This is a genomic window from Acinetobacter sp. ABJ_C1_1 (genome assembly GCF_044684115.1).
Taxonomy (GTDB): domain Bacteria; phylum Pseudomonadota; class Gammaproteobacteria; order Pseudomonadales; family Moraxellaceae; genus Acinetobacter; species Acinetobacter nosocomialis_A.
This window is the reverse complement of sequence record NZ_JBITPU010000023.1, coordinates 18,407-34,109: the sequence shown is the minus strand read 5'-3', so window position 1 is coordinate 34,109 and position 15,703 is coordinate 18,407. Positions and strand designations below refer to the sequence as shown.

The window sequence follows — 15,703 nt, the reverse complement described above, 5'->3', positions numbered from 1 at the left end:
GTGTTAAGTAGTACGCAAAAAACCTTAAAAATTTATATTATTTATTAAATCATATAATAAATTTTATATTGGTTAATAGGATTTTAAAATAATTATATGGAATAGCTTCGTTATCGATGAAGTCTAAGTAATAATCTGCTGTAATTAAGATCAAGTAAAATGAAATAGAACTTATATCTTATGAATAGTATAAAATTTTTTCAGCTTAATCTGTCTTTATTTAAGTGCCAATCGAATCAATTTTTTAGAAATTTGAGTAATTATTTCTATGAATTAAAATGCTTATTAACGGGAAATACTTAATTTCTCCCGCATTACTTAACTCTTAATAAATAACATTATAGTATAAAACTAAAATTCTATAGGAAGTATAGAGGGAAATAAGGTTATGCCACTACTAAATGAAATAAAAATCAAAATTGAAAGTGATTTCCATAGGCCACTACCGGACATATATTTTCAATTATTGAATTTTCGGACGGCATTTTATTTGAAAGTGGTGTAGTTATTTATTCTTCTAATGAAGTTTTTGAAAGAAATCAAACTTTTGAAGTGCAGAAATATGCAGGAGATTATTTGGCTATAGGTGATGACAGTGGTGGAATGTCAATTCTTATACCATTTCGAGGAGAGGGTGTTTTTGTAGTAGATCAGGGCAGTATGGATCCTAATGGTATGAGCAAAATTAGTGATTCCTTGATGAACTGGTTCAAGGCTGGTTGCCAAATTTAACTGTTCGAGAATGCATTTTAAATGAGACATAAATAGTTTTAAGAGTGCTTAAGCACTCTTTTTTATTGCTTAACTTTTAAAGTTAAAAATTAATCTTTATAACTATCAATACAATAGGTTGTATATTATTACTTATACTTGATAAAAGATATATTAAGATATATCTTAATAATTATAAATTAAACATATTAGAGAATTTTTAAAGATGAAACAACAATCAGAACATCATCATACTGAGCACAATGAACATCACCACGGACATCACCGTTCAGGACGCCGGGGAAGACTTTTTGAAGCGGGACGTATGAAACTTCTGGTACTCCACCTTATTCAGCAAAGCCCTAAGCATGGTTATGAAATTATTAAAGAAATCAGTGATTTGGTGGGCGATGGTTATACCCCGAGTGCGGGAACAATCTATCCGACTTTAACCAGTCTGGAAGAAATGAACCTAATTAACTTGTTAGACGTAGAGCGTAAGCAATATCAAATCACAGAATTTGGGAAAGCTTACTTAACTGAACAACAGGACAAACTAAGTGGGCTGTTAGAGAAATTGCGCTTAAGACGTGAAATTCACAGTAATGATCAATTAATTGAAATTCATCGCGCCATGGAAAACTTAAAGACGGCATTACGTTTGAAACTCAATACAACTGATTTGCAGCAAGACCAGATCTATCAAATTGCTGAAAAAATTGATCAGGCTGCGGTTGCAATCGGGCGTCTATAAGTTGAGATACAACATGTTAGAGCTACAGCAAAAAATCAAAGAAGCAGGTCTAAAAGTTACTCATCCAAGACTTACTGTTTTGTCTTTAATTCAGCAGCAAGCGGAAGATCTAACGGTTAAACAAATTTATCAAAAGCTATATATCCAAAAACAGAAGTTAAGTTTGGCAACAGTTTATCGAGTGGTCAGTGATTTAGTAGGAGCCGGTCTAATCTCAAATACTCAATTTCAGCGTGGCGAAGCTAAATTTAACTTATCAGGCTTAGCCAATAATCAACTCCTACAAATTCATTGTGCAGAACTGACAGAAGCCAAACAAGAACAATTTTTAGCCTGTTTGCAATCGGTATTTACTCAATTTCAAGTTGACTTGAAGCAGGTTGAAATTATCCAAAATCATTAATTTTTAATAGAGAATTTATATATGAAACAACATCAATATCACGTAACAGTACAGCATTTGAAAAATGCCAAAGGCGAAGTTTCTACCTATACGGAAAGACTTGAGTTCTATACTGGTAATCATGACGATATTTTTGAGATTGTTGAAAAGTTAAAGAGTGCAGAATTTTTCGATGATCAAACCACAAAATCTTTTGCTGTTGGTCTAAAGTTATTTAGTGAAGTCATGTTGGAAAATCGGGACCATCCACTATTTGAAGAGTTCTTGCCACAATTTGGACAATTTATGAAAAACTTAAAACAACTTGTTAAAACTCAATCTTCTTAAAAAGTTATCTTATATACCTTTAATCATTTTCTATAAATAAAAAGTCGATTGTCTCATTGATAGCACCCTGTGTATTACTAAAAGACTATATTGAATAATGAGTGTATTGTTAAGATCAGTATAACGACTCATTGCAAAAGCATAGGTAAAAGAGAGTAATATCATGAGCAATAATAATGATTACGATATTTCTGATTCAAAGGATTGCGAGAAATTTGCCAATCAATTTATTCAGGAATTTCCAATTCGCTCTGCTGAAATTGGACAGGGGACAGTCATTAAGCGGGCTTTACCTAGCCGTCAAAAGCGTATGATTGGAGCATGGTGTTTTTTAGACCATGCAGGCCCAGTAACGTTTCCTGCAGGTAATGGTTTAGATGTAGGCCCACACCCGCATATTGGTTTGCAAACCTTCACGTGGATGATTGAAGGTACCATGATGCATACCGATAGTTTAGGTTCAAAGCAGTTAATTCGTCCTAAGCAAGTCAACTTGATGACAGCAGGGCATGGTATTTCTCATACCGAAGTTGCGCCTGATACAGAAACCCAAATGCACGCTGCTCAGCTCTGGATTGCCTTACCAGATGCTAAGCGCAATATGGATCCGAAATTTGAACATTATCCTGAGCTGCCTATTGTTGAAAAAGACGGTTTAGAATTTACCGTGCTCGTGGGTGAATACTTGGCAACTACTTCTCCAGTTGTGGTGCATACACCGTTAGTAGGTGTAGACGTTATTGCTACTCAAGATACTAAAACACGTATTCCATTAAATCCTGAATTTGAATATGGCTTCATGGCATTAGATGGCGTTGCTCATGTGAATGGTCATGAACTCACTGCTGATAACATGGTGGTTTTAGATACGGGTTTGAATGAAATTGAAATTGAGATAAAAAAAGGTAACCGTGTGCTGTTAATTGGTGGTGAGCCGTTTGAAACTCCAATTTTACTATGGTGGAACTTTGTTGCACGTACCATGGATGATTTAAAAGAAGCACGTGAGCAGTGGATTAATCAAGATGTGCGTTTTGGTGAAATTCCAGATTACGTCGGTGCACGTTTAGAAGCCCCAGTTCTTCCAGAGCAAATGAGAGCATCAAAATGACAGTAGTAATCGCGAGTAGTAAGGCAAAACCTCTTGCCGAACAGTGGAAGGGTGAAATTACCAGTGGTCGTCATCAATACTTTTGTGATGAACCAGAAAAGTTAGAAGGTCATGATCAGGGGCCGGCACCCTATGATTTGCTGACTGGAAGTCTGGCAGCTTGCACACTCATTACTTTAAGAATGTATGCGAAACATAAAGATTATGATTTTGGTGAGTTCTCGGTTGAAATTGATTTTCATACCAATCGTGAGCATGAAGAACATATCGAGCGTCGTATTGTTTTTAAAGAGCTGCCAAGCGAAGAGCTTCAACAGAAAATTTTAACGGTATGCAGTAAAACGCCAGTAACTAAAACTTTGTTACGTAGTTTAGACATTCATACTGTGCTTGTTACAGCATAAAAATGCTATTTTGTTGAGGTGGATGACTTTATATCCATCCCACAAATGGAATAAAACAGCATGTTCACATGCTGTTTTTTATGTAAAAAAGAAAAATAAAAGTAGGCAATAACATGATTAGTGTACACCACCTGGAATGTTCGCGATCGTTTCGGATTTTATGGGCTTTAGAAGAGTTAGGCTTAGATTATGATATTCATTATTATCAACGCTTACCCAACTACTCAGCACCGGAAACGCTGAAATGTATCCATCCGCTCGGCAAGGCGCCAATTTTGACAGATGATGAACAAGTCATTGCAGAATCAGCTGTTATTTTAGAGTATTTGCAGCAGCGCTATGATCAAAAACAGCAATTTAAACCTAAGCAAGCTCAGGATTTACAGCAGTATATTTACTGGATGCACTATGCTGAAGGCTCACTTATGCCATTATTAGTGATGACTTTGGTCATGAATAACGTGAACAAACATGTACCTTGGTTAATTCAACCTGTAGCAAAGAAAATTACAGAAGGGGTGAAGGCCAATTTTGTTCGCCCACGTATGAAAGATCATATTAGTTTTTTAGAAAACTACTTGTCTGAACATGAATATTTTGCAGGGGATTTTTCATTTGCCGATATTCAAATGAGTTTTCCATTAGAGGCTCTACAGTCACGTCTTCAAGGCAAATATCCGCATATTCAAGCATTTTTACATCGGATTCAGCAAAGACCAGCTTTTCAGAAAGCAAGACAGAAAGGTTTGGGGTCAAACGAAAGAAATTGTGCTGATATATAAAAGAAAAGGAACAAATATTTGTTCCTTTTTTTATTACTTAATCTTTATTTGCGTTTAATTACGATAGAGTCAATGCCGCTATGCTGTAATGTTTGCTGAGCAGCAAGAGCAGCTTCTTGAGTATCGTATGGACCAGAAATAACACGGTACCAAGTCTTTCCATTTTCTGAGCTTCTAATTACATCAGCCGATAAGCCATTTAAAATGATTTCTGCGCGTCGAGCGTCTGCTTGATCAGGGTCAGCGTAGCTACGGACTTGTAAAATGTAATTTGGTTGTTGAGGTGCAGCAGCTGTAGAGTCCGTATTATCATCAGTACTAGCAACAGCTTCTGATGCCGCAGGTTGAGCTGTGCTAGGTGCCTCTACAATCATAGCGGTACCTTGGTTTTTGCTCTCTGGAACTGCCTGTTCTGGAATAGGGGTAACTTGCTGTTGAGGCAGTAAGTCATAAAAGCGGTAATCTTTATTGGTTTCTTCTTCTTTATAGTGATCTGAAGTAATCTGATTTTTTGAAGAAACTGGTTGCCACGGTTTCCAAAGCATGAGCACTACTGCGATACATAAGACCGCTAAAATAGCGACAAGTGTCCCTAACCATTTAGGAATTAAAGGCTTTTTAGGCTTATTAGGTCTTTCAGATACACCGCGTTGCGTTTTGCCAAACACGTGGATTATTCCTCTGTCTTTTGATTGTTTTATTTCGAGTTTAGTTCTCGTTTACTTTAAAACATCGCTTTGCATGGGTGGATTTCCTTACAAAGCGTTATTTCTTACAACACGAAGGGGTATATGACTTTGCCAAATACCCCAACAGTAAATTACATGGCTTCAGGTGCAGAAACACCGAGTAATTCTAAGCCATTGCGCAATACTTGTTGTACATTGATTGAAAGTAATAAGCGTGCTTGTGTAAGTTCAGCATCATCACTTAAAACTTTATGCTCATTGTACCAACCGTGGAATAGCGCAGCTAATTCTTTTAAGTAGTTACCTACTTGGTGCGGTTCATACGCATTAGCAGCACGTAACACAACATCTGGATATGCAGCCAGTTTAGCAAGAATTTCAGTTTCTGCATCAAGTGATAAACGTGCAGCATGTGAACGAGCTGCACTTACTTCAAATTGTAAGCCAGTGCTTGCTGCTTTTTCTAACATACGGCAGATACGTGCATGAGCGTATTGAATATAATACACCGCATTGTCTTTGCTTTGTGATACAGCAAGGTCAAGGTCAAAATCAATGTGTTGTTCGCTCTTACGCATCACGTAGTAGAAACGAGCCGCATCATTGCCAACTTCTTTGCGTAAGTCGCGTAAAGTCACGAACTGGCCCGAACGAGATGACATTTGAACCATCTCGCCACCACGCCATAAACTTACAAACTGAACTAAAAGAACAGTTAATTTTTTCGAGTCATAACCCATTGCATCAATCGCAGCTTTTACGCGAGAGATATAACCGTGGTGGTCAGAACCCCAAATATCAACAAGGTCAGTATAACCACGTTGTAGTTTGTTTAAGTGGTAAGCAATGTCAGATGCAAAGTAAGTCGTTTGACCATTACGGCGCTTAACAACACGGTCTTTTTCATCGCCAAATTCAGTCGATTTAAACCAGATGTTGCCATCTTTTTCATAAAGGAAACCACGTTGATCCAGTGTTTCCAACGCTTCGTCAATTTTTGCGCTAAGAGACGCTTCGCTAAACCATTGGTTGAAGGTTACGCCGAAGTCAGCAAGATCATCTTTAATGTCATCTAAAATGGCATGAAGAGCTGCTTGATGGAAAACACGGTAGCCTTCACCTAATAATTGTTGTGAGTTGGCAATAAGACCATCAATGTGCTTTTCTTTGTCGCCAGATAATACGACTTTGTTGCCTTCGCTATCGAGCTCATCTGCATATTGCACGTCTTCTGGCACATCTTTATAGACGTCTGCTACATCACGAACATATGCATTGTTATCTTTGTCGATAATGCTTTGAGCAATCTCTTTAACGTAGTCGCCTTGATAAGCATTTTTTGGGAATACAAGATTTTGACCCAATAATTCTAAATAACGTAAATAAGTGGAAGTCGCCAAAATATCCATTTGACGGCCAGCATCATTTACATAATATTCGCGATCAACTTTAGCACCTGTTGCTTCAAGTAAGTTTGCAACGGTCATACCATAGGCAGCACCACGACCATGGCCTACGTGTAGGCTAGACGTCGGGTTTGCAGAAACGAATTCAACTTGAATCTTTTTAGCTGCATTTGATTGGCTGCGGCCAAAGTCTTCTTTTTGAGCTTGAATTTGGTCAAGAATCGCAAAACGTTGGTCTGCATTTAAGAAGAAATTGATAAAACCAGGACCTGCGATTTCAGCTTTGCTGATGTCTGCAACTTCTGGTAGTGCTGCGAGAATTTTCTCAGCTAAATCGCGTGGTTTCATACCAGCAGCTTTAGAGCCGATCATGGCAATATTAGAAGCAAAGTCGCCATGGCTTCGGTCTTTGGTGCGCGTTAAATTGCTTGAATTATTCCAATCCGAAGGAAGCACACCTTCTTGCTGAAGGGTTTGCACTGCATGGTCGAGAGCTGCTTGTATTGCCGTATTCATATCAATCGAAAATAGATGTCGCAGAAAAACGTCAAATATAGCAAATTTCCTATGAGTTGGGGGAGTGCATTTAACGCTTTCACTGAATTTCTTTCTTTTCGTTCCCTACAACTATTTTTTTTGTAAATATTGAAAAATGACTGTGATTAAATTTTAAAAATACGTAAATACAGGCTTTTTAGGTAATATTTTTGAAATTATAAGATAGTAAAACACTTGGTATTTTTTATAAAAATGTAAGGAAGGGCAAAAATATAAGATTCTAAGTCAGATATACAGTTGAGAAAGAATAATTTTAAAAAAGATGAAAATGTAAGTAATTAATTTTTAATATTAATTTTGCTGTATGTTTTTTCTAAATAGTATTCAATTTCAATATCACGGTTTAAAATACCTATTTTGTATTAAATAGTCTTAAGCTTACGCATACAACGAGCTTTAGAGAGTGCTGAAACTGTACTTTTCGGAGTTCTAAGCTGGAAAATGAGATAGGCAATGATATCAGGACACCCAAGTAAACACCCCCTTTATATCCCTTATGCAGGCTATACACTTTTAGAGTTACCCCTTTTAAATAAAGGGTCCGCTTTCACTCAAGAAGAAAGAAGTAACTTTAACTTACACGGGTTACTTCCACATATTATTGAGACTATTGAAGAGCAAAGCCAACGCTCTTATCAGCAATATTGTGCTTTCAATGATGATATTAATAAGCACATCTATTTACGTAATATCCAAGATACCAACGAAACGTTGTTCTACCATTTAATTGAGAATCATCTTGAAGAGATGATGCCAATTATTTACACGCCAACCGTGGGTGAGGCATGTCAACGTTTCTCTGATATCTATCGCCGTCATCGTGGTGTTTTTATTTCATATCCAGATCGTGATGTGATTGATGATATTTTGCAGAACGTAAATAAAAATAATGTCAAAGTTATCGTCATTACTGATGGTGAACGTATTTTAGGCCTTGGTGACCAAGGTATTGGTGGTATGGGTATTCCTATTGGGAAACTTTCGCTTTACACCGCGTGTGGTGGTATTAGTCCTGCTTACACATTGCCAATCACAATTGATGTAGGGACGAATAATCCTCAATTATTAAATGACCCGATCTACATGGGGTGGCGTCAACCACGTATTAGTGGTGATGAGTATTATGACTTTGTAGATATGGTGATTGAAGCTGTAAAACGTCGTTGGCCAAAAGCACTCATTCAATTTGAAGATTTCGCACAAAAAAATGCGATGCCATTATTAGAAAAATATCGCGATAAAATTTGTTGTTTTAATGATGATATTCAAGGAACAGCAGCGGTATCTGTCGGTAGTTTGATTGCTGCAAGCCGTGCAGCAGGTAAACAGTTAAAAGACCAGAAAATTGCTTTCTTGGGTGCAGGTTCGGCTGGCTGTGGTATTGCTGAGCAAATCGTTGCACAAATGATTGCAGAAGGTTTAACCGATGCTGAAGCACGTGCTCGTGTTTACATGGTAGACCGTTTTGGTTTGATCACTGAAAATCAGCCAAACCTATTAGACTTCCAACGTAAGTTAGCTCAGAAAGCTGAAGTAGTAGATCAGTGGGGCAATATTGAAGAAGTGATCTCACTCCTTGATGTTGTTAAGAATGCCAAGCCTACAGTGTTAATCGGTGTTTCTGGTCAGCCTGGTCTATTCACCGAAGAAATTATTAAGACCCTGGCTGCCAATTGTGAGCGACCAATTGTCATGCCGTTATCTAACCCGACTTCACGTGTTGAAGCAGTACCGGCTGATATTGTGGAATGGACCGAAGGTAAAGCATTAATTGCAACGGGTAGCCCATTTGCACCCGTAAATCATCATGGCAAGCTTTACAATATTTCGCAGTGTAACAACTCATACATCTTCCCTGGTATTGGTCTGGGTGTAGTGGCATCAGGTGCTAAACGCGTTACAGAAAACATGCTTATGGCATCAAGTAGTGCTTTAGCAGACTGTTCACCGTTGCTGAAAGATCCAAAAGCTGACTTATTGCCACCTTTGGGTGAAATTCAACAAGTGTCTAAAGTGATTGCATTTGAAGTGGCAAAAGCTGCAATGGCGGATGGTGTTGCTGTAACCATTAGCGATGATTTGCTTAAGCAAAAAATTGATCAGTCATTCTGGAAGCCAGAGTACCGTAAATATAAGCGTATTCCTTTCTAAAGATCAGAATGTAAAAAGAGGAGCTCAAGCTCCTCTTTTTTATTTTAGTCTTCTAAAACTTCTTCTAGCAATTCTTCACTTGGTGCAAAGTAGTATGCGCCGTCTAGTGGTGTTACAAAATGCAATAGGCGGTCATGAATACCATCACCGCTTGTACCAAACATACGCTTTAACATCGCATCAATAATGCTCAGGTCTTTAGTGTAAGCAATGAAGAATAAACCTTGATCACCTCGACCGTCACCATAAGGTAAGCTGTGGCGTAGGATTTCCATTTCTTCGCCTTCATCATCTTCAACGACAGTACGAGCAACATGGGCATTTTGTGGTTTGACGTCATCATCTAATTCAATAGATTCAAGTTTAGTACGTCCCATCACATTTTCTTGTGCATCAACTTTAAGTTTTTTCCATTTTTCCAAGTCATGTGCATAGCGCTGTGCAAATATGAAACTACCATCTGCAAATACTCCAGCACTTTCTGGAAGCAGGGCTGTTTCCGCGCGGTCATCTGGAAATTGAGGGTTTTCAGTACCATCTATAAAACCAGTAATATCGCGACCATCGAAATAACGGAAGCAAACACGTTCATCCAGAACTTCAACTTTATCTTTAATACCTTCAAAAAAAGCTTGGCTTAATGCAAAACAAATATCAGAACGCATACTAGCAATGTGAATAAGCACATCAGCTGGTACTACAGGCATTTGGAAGGCACCATTTTCAGGTTCAAGTTGTTTAAAGCCAGCAGGTGTTTGCGTATAAAGTTGTTTCCATAATTCAGGACCAAAAGCGACTGCTGTTTTGATTTGCGCGTCTGAATGCTGAGTAATGAGACGGTCACGTGTTTCGAATAAAGCTTCGAGTTGTTCTTTTAATTCAGCAATTGTTAAATCTTTTAAACGAAGAACAATAAAACGGGCATGATCAGATGGTAATGGCAAAATGACAGATTGAGCAGTCATTGGAAGGTATCTCCTCAATTATAATTTAGTATGAGCTTCAATTATTGTGCCTGATGCGAAGAGCCGTTAGTAGTCTATTTATTGATTTTATTGTTTGAATTATCACCACGATAGTTTTATAAAACGGTATAATTCCACTTTTATTGCCTATTTTCGCTATGTCTTTGCAAGTTTGGTTTGCTTATATGTTGGCCTGTTGGGTCATTAGTATTTCTCCGGGAGCAGGGGCTATTGCTTCTATGTCGAGCGGCTTAAATTATGGCTTTAGACATGGCTACTGGAATGCAATCGGTTTGCAAATTGCATTGTTAATTCAAATCATGATTGTAGCGGCAGGTGTGGGTGTTCTATTCGCAACGACCCCATTGGCTTTTCAAGCCGTTAAGTGGTTTGGTGTGGCCTATTTATTGTATTTAGCTTATTTGCAGTGGACTGCACCAGTAAAAGACATCGAAATTCAACATGAAAAAAAGAATAAGACTATTTCTGCTCTGCTATTAAATGGATTTGTGGTCAATATCAGTAACCCTAAAGCGATTGTTTTTTTATTGGCAGTTTTGCCTCAGTTCTTAGATTTAAGCAAACCCCAATGGATACAATATCTGATTATGGCAGCCACTATGGTTACGATTGATTTGATTGTAATGGCTGGATATACAGGGCTGGCTTCAAAAGTTTTAAGATTACTTCGTTCGCCTAAACAGCAAAAATATTTGAACCGTGGTTTTGCTGTCATGTTTAGTTGTGCGGCGTTATTACTCAGCACAGTTCATCAAGCGACCTGATTTAGGCCGCTTGAGTTTGGTTTTTGATTTTTTGAACCATGAAAATAAGAGCAAAACCCAAAGCCATACATAAAACAATACTGAGGCCGGTCGAGATATTTAGCGCTGCGCTTGACCATAGGCCAACACTGACACCAAGTTGAGCTAAAACAAAAGCCCAAACAACCATTTGCTTTGGTGAATGAGCGAGTAGTCGAGCGCTCAATGCTGGAATAACCAGTAAAGCACCCATTAAAAGTGAACCTACTGCTCGTAAAGCTAATACTGTAAATAAGGCTAGCAGTAACATAAAAATGAGACGCTGCCATTTCGCATTTACCCCTTCACTAATCGCAATGTCTGGATCAATGGCAATTTGAATTTGAGGCTGCCAAAAGCGATAAAGAATTGCCAGTGATACTGCAATAATTAATGTGAAAACAGGTAGGTCTGGCCAATCAATACTTAGTAAGTCACCAAACAAATAACTCAAAAGTTCTGGTCTTAAACTCGGAACATGTTGAATAAACAGAAGGCCACTACATAGTAATGTTGCTGAGCATAAGGCAAGTAGAGCATCGTTCGGTAAACGATTGTCATGTAGCGCCCATAAAATAGCGACTAATAAAATAGCCGTACCTGCTACGCCAAGCCAGAGAGGGAGGCTTAAGGCACCGGCAATTGCTACCCCAAGTAAGGTTCCATGTGCCATCGTGTCTGCAAAAAAAGACATGCGTCTCCATAGCATGAGACAACCAAGTGGCGCGGTCAAAAAGACCAATAAGGTTCCCATAATCCATGCGGGCAACAATAATTGTAACCATTCCATCATGGCTTAAGCTTCCGGTTCTGGGTGAATGTGAGGTCTACTATTGTGAGGGCAGGGGTGTGCTGCATCACCATGTGCACAGTGGTCATGATGGTGCTGGTAGAAAACTCGCTGAGTGCCAAATATTGCCTGATACTCAGGATGCTGCTGAATATTCTCAGGTAAACCGCTGCAACATATATGCTTGTTTAAACAAACAACTCTATGCGTCCCTTGCATAACCCATTGTAGGTCATGTGAAACAATTAAAATGGCACATCCATAACGCTCCGGCAGACTACGCACATATTCATAAAGCTCAGCTTCAGATTGAATATCTAGTCCCTGCATAGGTTCATCAAGAACAAGGATATCTGGCTTCCTAAGTAAAGCACGTGCAAGCAGCACACGTTGGCGCTCTCCACCAGAAAGCTGTTGTACTTTTGATTGTTGTAGCTTGGCAATACCAGTATCTTGAATAATTTCTTGGCGAAGGCTAGGGCTACATTTTTCAAGATCTAATAGATCTTGAACACGTAAAGGAAGACTATGAGAAGGATTAAATTTTTGAGGCACATAAGCCATTTTTAGTTTTTTATCGCTTATGACGCGTCCGCTACTTGGTTTTAAAATTCCAAGTAGAACTTTAATTAAAGTCGACTTACCTGCACCATTCGGACCAATTAAGGTCACAATTTCATTTTGATGTAGATCAAAATCGACTTTTTTTAATATATCCCGATCATCACGGTGAACAGAAACCTGTTCCAGTTGAATCAATACAGGATCTAGCGAGCTGTGCGGCACTGCTGGCATTTCCCCGAAATTTCAATAATGCTGTGTTGTGCTGTGAAATCATCTAAAGCTGCAAGTTGGTCGAGTTGTTGAGTCAGACCTTGTGAAGATGCTTCTTTAACAGTGTGACATTCGGTGCAAATTAAGAATGCAGCTTGATGTCCTTCACGTGGATGACAGCATGGAATATAAGCATTAATAGATGTTAAGCGATGAATTAGACCTTTTTCTAATAAGAAGTCTAAAGTTCTATAAACAGTAGGTGGAGCGGCAGGGCGATCGGTTTGACTTTTAATACGTGCTAATAAGTCGTACGCACCCATTGGGCCTGAAGCATTTAAAATGAGTTCAAGAACTTCTTTACGTAAAGGCGTAAGACGTGCGCCAACTGCAGAACATAAAGTTTCTGCTTCAGCTAAACGACTTGCGACATTATGGTGATCATGTACACCATGTAAAGAATCATGATGTTCATGCGTGCAAGAACTCATAGACATAACCTCAAATTTTTAATGGAATATTAGCATGAAGCGATGCTTCATTCGATTAATCTTAGGTATTTTTGTAACTTTGTTATATTATAACATGCTTCGAGCTATTACTAATTGATGGTCTGTCATGTTCCGCGTTTTTGTTTTCAGTATGTTCTCTTTAATGAGTACGTTAGGTTGGAGTCAGGGTTTGGTTGTCTCTACACACCCAATCTATTTGATTGCAAAAGAAATTACCAAAGGCGTTGAAGAGCCTCAGTTGTTGCTTCAAGGTCAAAGTGGGCATGACGTACAACTCACCCCGGCGCATCGTAAAGCTATTAATGATGCTTCTTTAGTGATCTGGTTAGGAAAAGCCCATGAAGCTCCACTAAACAAATTGCTGAGTAACAATAAGAAAGCAATTTCTTTATTAGACAGTGGTATTCTTTCTGTTTTGCCGCAGCGTAATACGCGTGGCGCTGCTTTACCAAATACTGTAGATACGCATGTCTGGTTAGAACCAAACAATGCAGTGCGGATTGGTTTTTTTATTGCGGCTTTGCGTTCGCAGCAGCATCCTGAAAGTAAAGCGAAATATTGGAATAATGCTAATGCATTTGCTCGGAATATGTTGCAGGCAGCTCAAGCTTACGATAGCTCAAGTAATGGTAAACCTTATTGGTCTTATCATGATGCTTATCAGTATTTGGAACGCTCGCTTAATTTAAAGTTTGCAGGTGCTTTAACGGATGACCCACATGTTGCGCCTACAGCGGCTCAAATTAAGTATCTTAATGATAATCGACCAAAACCTCAGATGTGTTTACTTGCAGAAAGTTTCACAACAAAAGGTCAATATCAGAAACTGGGCAGTATTACCTTCCAACCCGTTGATGAAAGTATGAATAATGAGGACGATTTTGTAACAGCATGGAAGAAACTGGCTATAAAAACCGATAAATGCGTATTAAATACGCAAAAGTAAGATAAAAAGTAAACAAAGGCTGACTGTAGCGTCAGCACCACCTGTCACGAAAAACCCCGACTAAAGTCGGGAAAAGATTGCATGTTCAGGGGTGTAACTCTATAATGCCTGCGATTAAAAGCGATCATCAGCTAAACTTGTCAAGCATTTATGCTGTGAGTGGATAAATAATGAGCCAAACTAGTCGCTTGATTGACCGACGATTAGCAAAAGCTTTGGTCTTCTTACAAGCATGCATGATCCCTGTTTCCGCACTTGTGGCGTGGAGCATAAAAGACATGACAGCAGCATTAAGTGCGGCACTTGGTGCATTGGTCTGCTGGCTTGCTACCAGTTATTTTGCGTGGCAATCCTTCAGAACAGCAGGTGCAAGAGCATCAAAACAAGTGCTGTCTAACATGTATAGGGGCATGTTAGGCAAATTTGCAATCATGATCGTTGGATTTATTTTGATTTTGAGCAATGTTAAACCTTTATCACCGTTAGCATTGCTGTTTGGTTTTATCCTCGTTCAAATGATGTCGTGGGTTGCTCCTTTTTGGGTTTCACGTCTACAAAAACGAGTATAGAAACAAGAAGAATTGAAGATTTTTTGGAGGGTGGCGAGATATCGACAGTACGCCGATGTTCGTTTCCCTTCTTTTTAGTAATTGACATTGACCAGGTGTGATTTATGGCTGCTGAAGAACATGCCCTCACTTCGACAGAGTATATCAAGCATCACTTGACCAATATGACCTATGGCAAAATGCCAGATGGTACATGGAAATTGGCTGAGACTGCTGAAGAAGCTCATTCGATGGGGTTCACTGCAATTCACTTGGATTCAATGGGTTGGTCAATTGGCCTTGGTGTGATTTTCTGTTTGTTATTTTGGATGGTTGCGAAAACTGCGAAAGCTGGTGTTCCAACAAAATTCCAATCTGCAATTGAAATGATCATTGAGTTTGTTGACTCAAGTGTCCGTGATACTTTTCATGGCAAATCACGTTTAATCGCTCCACTTGCACTCACTATTTTCGTGTGGATTTTCCTCATGAACTTAATGGACTTGATTCCAGTTGACTGGATTCCTCAAGTTGCTGCATTTGTTGGTGCTAACGTATTTGGTATGGACCCTCACCACGTTTACTTCAAGATCGTTCCATCTACAGATCCAAACATTACCCTTGGTATGTCTTTATCTGTATTTGTTCTTATCTTGTTCTACAGCATCCGCGAGAAGGGTGTTGGCGGTTTCGTAGGCGAGTTGGCACTTAACCCATTTAACCCAAGTAATCCAGTTGCAAAAGCGTTGCTTATTCCAGTGAACTTGATTTTGGAATTGGTAACATTCCTTGCTCGTCCTATTTCATTGGCTCTCCGACTATTCGGTAACATGTATGCCGGTGAGTTAATCTTTATCCTGATCGCATTATTGCCGTTCTGGATTCAATGGGCGTTATCTGTGCCTTGGGCGATCTTCCACATTCTTGTAATCACGTTGCAGGCATTCATCTTTATGATGCTTACCATCGTTTACTTGAGCATGGCAAGCGAAAAACATTAATGGTATTGCCTAACTATCAAATGATGGTTGGGCTGAATTTTTTTAATTTAATTTGGTAATAACCTAAC

The 15,703-nt window shown here is 38.8% G+C and carries 17 protein-coding genes; 11 read left to right on the top strand and 6 right to left on the bottom strand.

Going from position 1 to position 15,703, the window contains the following annotated elements; translation table 11 throughout:
* The first annotated feature begins 937 nt into the window (after positions 1 to 937).
* From ACG59Z_RS17870 to ACG59Z_RS17845, 6 genes are all read left to right on the top strand, one after another.
* Complete coding sequence (locus ACG59Z_RS17870; RefSeq protein ID WP_311087043.1) at positions 938 to 1,465, top strand: PadR family transcriptional regulator; 528 nt, start codon at positions 938 to 940, stop codon at positions 1,463 to 1,465.
* Positions 1,466 to 1,478: 13 nt separating this feature from the next.
* Entirely contained in the window at positions 1,479 to 1,868 is a 390-nt protein-coding gene (locus ACG59Z_RS17865) for a transcriptional repressor (protein WP_311070366.1), read from the top strand.
* 21 nt (positions 1,869 to 1,889) lie between these two features.
* The gene (locus ACG59Z_RS17860) at positions 1,890 to 2,195 is read left to right on the top strand and encodes a DUF3861 domain-containing protein (protein ID WP_311070367.1); all 306 of its coding nucleotides are present in this window, start codon (positions 1,890 to 1,892) and stop codon (positions 2,193 to 2,195) included.
* A 163-nt stretch (positions 2,196 to 2,358) separates the two neighbouring features.
* The gene (locus tag ACG59Z_RS17855) at positions 2,359 to 3,306 is read left to right on the top strand and encodes a pirin family protein (protein ID WP_400200612.1); all 948 of its coding nucleotides are present in this window, start codon (positions 2,359 to 2,361) and stop codon (positions 3,304 to 3,306) included.
* Positions 3,303 to 3,710, top strand: coding sequence for an OsmC family protein (locus tag ACG59Z_RS17850; protein ID WP_400200611.1), 408 nt, complete (start codon positions 3,303 to 3,305; stop codon positions 3,708 to 3,710). The genes ACG59Z_RS17855 and ACG59Z_RS17850 overlap by 4 nt, the downstream gene beginning before the upstream one ends.
* A 113-nt stretch (positions 3,711 to 3,823) precedes the next feature.
* Positions 3,824 to 4,492: a glutathione S-transferase gene (locus tag ACG59Z_RS17845; protein ID WP_022574377.1), complete on the top strand. Its 669-nt coding sequence runs from the start codon at positions 3,824 to 3,826 to the stop codon at positions 4,490 to 4,492.
* Positions 4,493 to 4,536: 44 nt separating this feature from the next.
* On the opposite strand, the gene ACG59Z_RS17840 is transcribed toward ACG59Z_RS17845, so the two are convergent.
* Complete coding sequence (locus ACG59Z_RS17840; RefSeq protein WP_006582308.1) at positions 4,537 to 5,160, bottom strand: SPOR domain-containing protein; 624 nt, start codon at positions 5,158 to 5,160, stop codon at positions 4,537 to 4,539.
* 152 nt (positions 5,161 to 5,312) lie between these two features.
* On the bottom strand, positions 5,313 to 7,103 hold the full coding sequence (gene argS, locus ACG59Z_RS17835) for an arginine--tRNA ligase (protein WP_031982553.1): 1,791 nt from the start codon (positions 7,101 to 7,103) through the stop codon (positions 5,313 to 5,315).
* A 495-nt stretch (positions 7,104 to 7,598) separates the two neighbouring features.
* Here argS and ACG59Z_RS17830 point away from each other — a divergent pair, with 495 nt between their 5' ends.
* Positions 7,599 to 9,296 (top strand): NAD-dependent malic enzyme, encoded by a 1,698-nt coding sequence (locus tag ACG59Z_RS17830; RefSeq protein ID WP_400200610.1) that lies wholly within the window; start codon positions 7,599 to 7,601, stop codon positions 9,294 to 9,296.
* A gap of 44 nt (positions 9,297 to 9,340) precedes the next feature.
* On the opposite strand, the gene ACG59Z_RS17825 is transcribed toward ACG59Z_RS17830, so the two are convergent.
* A complete protein-coding gene (locus tag ACG59Z_RS17825) occupies positions 9,341 to 10,261 on the bottom strand; it encodes a Dyp-type peroxidase (protein ID WP_400200609.1) in 921 nt (306 codons plus the stop codon).
* 158 nt (positions 10,262 to 10,419) lie between these two features.
* Between ACG59Z_RS17825 and ACG59Z_RS17820 the strand changes: the two genes are divergently transcribed.
* Positions 10,420 to 11,046, top strand: coding sequence for a LysE family transporter (locus ACG59Z_RS17820; protein WP_005135900.1), 627 nt, complete (start codon positions 10,420 to 10,422; stop codon positions 11,044 to 11,046).
* Between the two features lies 1 nt (position 11,047).
* Here the strand turns inward: ACG59Z_RS17820 and znuB are convergent, their stop codons facing one another.
* Genes znuB through ACG59Z_RS17805 form a run of 3 tightly spaced genes read right to left on the bottom strand, consistent with a single transcriptional unit; the run spans position 11,048 to position 13,119 of the window.
* Positions 11,048 to 11,857 (bottom strand): zinc ABC transporter permease subunit ZnuB, encoded by an 810-nt coding sequence (gene znuB / locus ACG59Z_RS17815; RefSeq protein WP_400200608.1) that lies wholly within the window; start codon positions 11,855 to 11,857, stop codon positions 11,048 to 11,050.
* A 3-nt stretch (positions 11,858 to 11,860) separates the two neighbouring features.
* Positions 11,861 to 12,649 (bottom strand): zinc ABC transporter ATP-binding protein ZnuC, encoded by a 789-nt coding sequence (znuC, locus tag ACG59Z_RS17810; protein ID WP_400200607.1) that lies wholly within the window; start codon positions 12,647 to 12,649, stop codon positions 11,861 to 11,863.
* Positions 12,622 to 13,119 carry a transcriptional repressor gene (locus tag ACG59Z_RS17805; RefSeq protein WP_002054239.1) on the bottom strand — a complete coding sequence of 166 codons (498 nt, stop codon included), beginning with the start codon at positions 13,117 to 13,119 and terminating at the stop codon, positions 12,622 to 12,624. The genes znuC and ACG59Z_RS17805 overlap by 28 nt, the downstream gene beginning before the upstream one ends.
* Before the next feature lie 127 nt (positions 13,120 to 13,246).
* Between ACG59Z_RS17805 and ACG59Z_RS17800 the strand changes: the two genes are divergently transcribed.
* From ACG59Z_RS17800 to atpB, 3 genes are all read left to right on the top strand, one after another.
* Positions 13,247 to 14,086, top strand: a complete 840-nt coding sequence (locus ACG59Z_RS17800) for a metal ABC transporter solute-binding protein, Zn/Mn family (protein ID WP_019457996.1) — start codon at positions 13,247 to 13,249, stop codon at positions 14,084 to 14,086.
* A gap of 170 nt (positions 14,087 to 14,256) precedes the next feature.
* On the top strand, positions 14,257 to 14,655 hold the full coding sequence (locus ACG59Z_RS17795) for an ATP synthase subunit I (RefSeq protein WP_004705940.1): 399 nt from the start codon (positions 14,257 to 14,259) through the stop codon (positions 14,653 to 14,655).
* A 104-nt stretch (positions 14,656 to 14,759) separates the two neighbouring features.
* Complete coding sequence (gene atpB, locus ACG59Z_RS17790; protein WP_031982558.1) at positions 14,760 to 15,635, top strand: F0F1 ATP synthase subunit A; 876 nt, start codon at positions 14,760 to 14,762, stop codon at positions 15,633 to 15,635.
* Positions 15,636 to 15,703: the final 68 nt, after the last annotated feature.

Coding starts and splice junctions, on each gene's coding strand:
- ACG59Z_RS17870 (WP_311087043.1), top strand. CDS start 938: ATGAAACAACAATCAGAACATCATCATACTGAGCACAATGAACATCAC.
- ACG59Z_RS17865 (WP_311070366.1), top strand. CDS start 1,479: ATGTTAGAGCTACAGCAAAAAATCAAAGAAGCAGGTCTAAAAGTTACT.
- ACG59Z_RS17860 (WP_311070367.1), top strand. CDS start 1,890: ATGAAACAACATCAATATCACGTAACAGTACAGCATTTGAAAAATGCC.
- ACG59Z_RS17855 (WP_400200612.1), top strand. CDS start 2,359: ATGAGCAATAATAATGATTACGATATTTCTGATTCAAAGGATTGCGAG.
- ACG59Z_RS17850 (WP_400200611.1), top strand. CDS start 3,303: ATGACAGTAGTAATCGCGAGTAGTAAGGCAAAACCTCTTGCCGAACAG.
- ACG59Z_RS17845 (WP_022574377.1), top strand. CDS start 3,824: ATGATTAGTGTACACCACCTGGAATGTTCGCGATCGTTTCGGATTTTA.
- argS (WP_031982553.1), bottom strand. CDS start 7,103: ATGAATACGGCAATACAAGCAGCTCTCGACCATGCAGTGCAAACCCTT.
- ACG59Z_RS17830 (WP_400200610.1), top strand. CDS start 7,599: ATGATATCAGGACACCCAAGTAAACACCCCCTTTATATCCCTTATGCA.
- ACG59Z_RS17825 (WP_400200609.1), bottom strand. CDS start 10,261: ATGACTGCTCAATCTGTCATTTTGCCATTACCATCTGATCATGCCCGT.
- ACG59Z_RS17820 (WP_005135900.1), top strand. CDS start 10,420: ATGTCTTTGCAAGTTTGGTTTGCTTATATGTTGGCCTGTTGGGTCATT.
- znuB (WP_400200608.1), bottom strand. CDS start 11,857: ATGATGGAATGGTTACAATTATTGTTGCCCGCATGGATTATGGGAACC.
- znuC (WP_400200607.1), bottom strand. CDS start 12,649: ATGCCAGCAGTGCCGCACAGCTCGCTAGATCCTGTATTGATTCAACTG.
- ACG59Z_RS17805 (WP_002054239.1), bottom strand. CDS start 13,119: ATGAGTTCTTGCACGCATGAACATCATGATTCTTTACATGGTGTACAT.
- ACG59Z_RS17800 (WP_019457996.1), top strand. CDS start 13,247: ATGTTCCGCGTTTTTGTTTTCAGTATGTTCTCTTTAATGAGTACGTTA.
- ACG59Z_RS17795 (WP_004705940.1), top strand. CDS start 14,257: ATGAGCCAAACTAGTCGCTTGATTGACCGACGATTAGCAAAAGCTTTG.
- atpB (WP_031982558.1), top strand. CDS start 14,760: ATGGCTGCTGAAGAACATGCCCTCACTTCGACAGAGTATATCAAGCAT.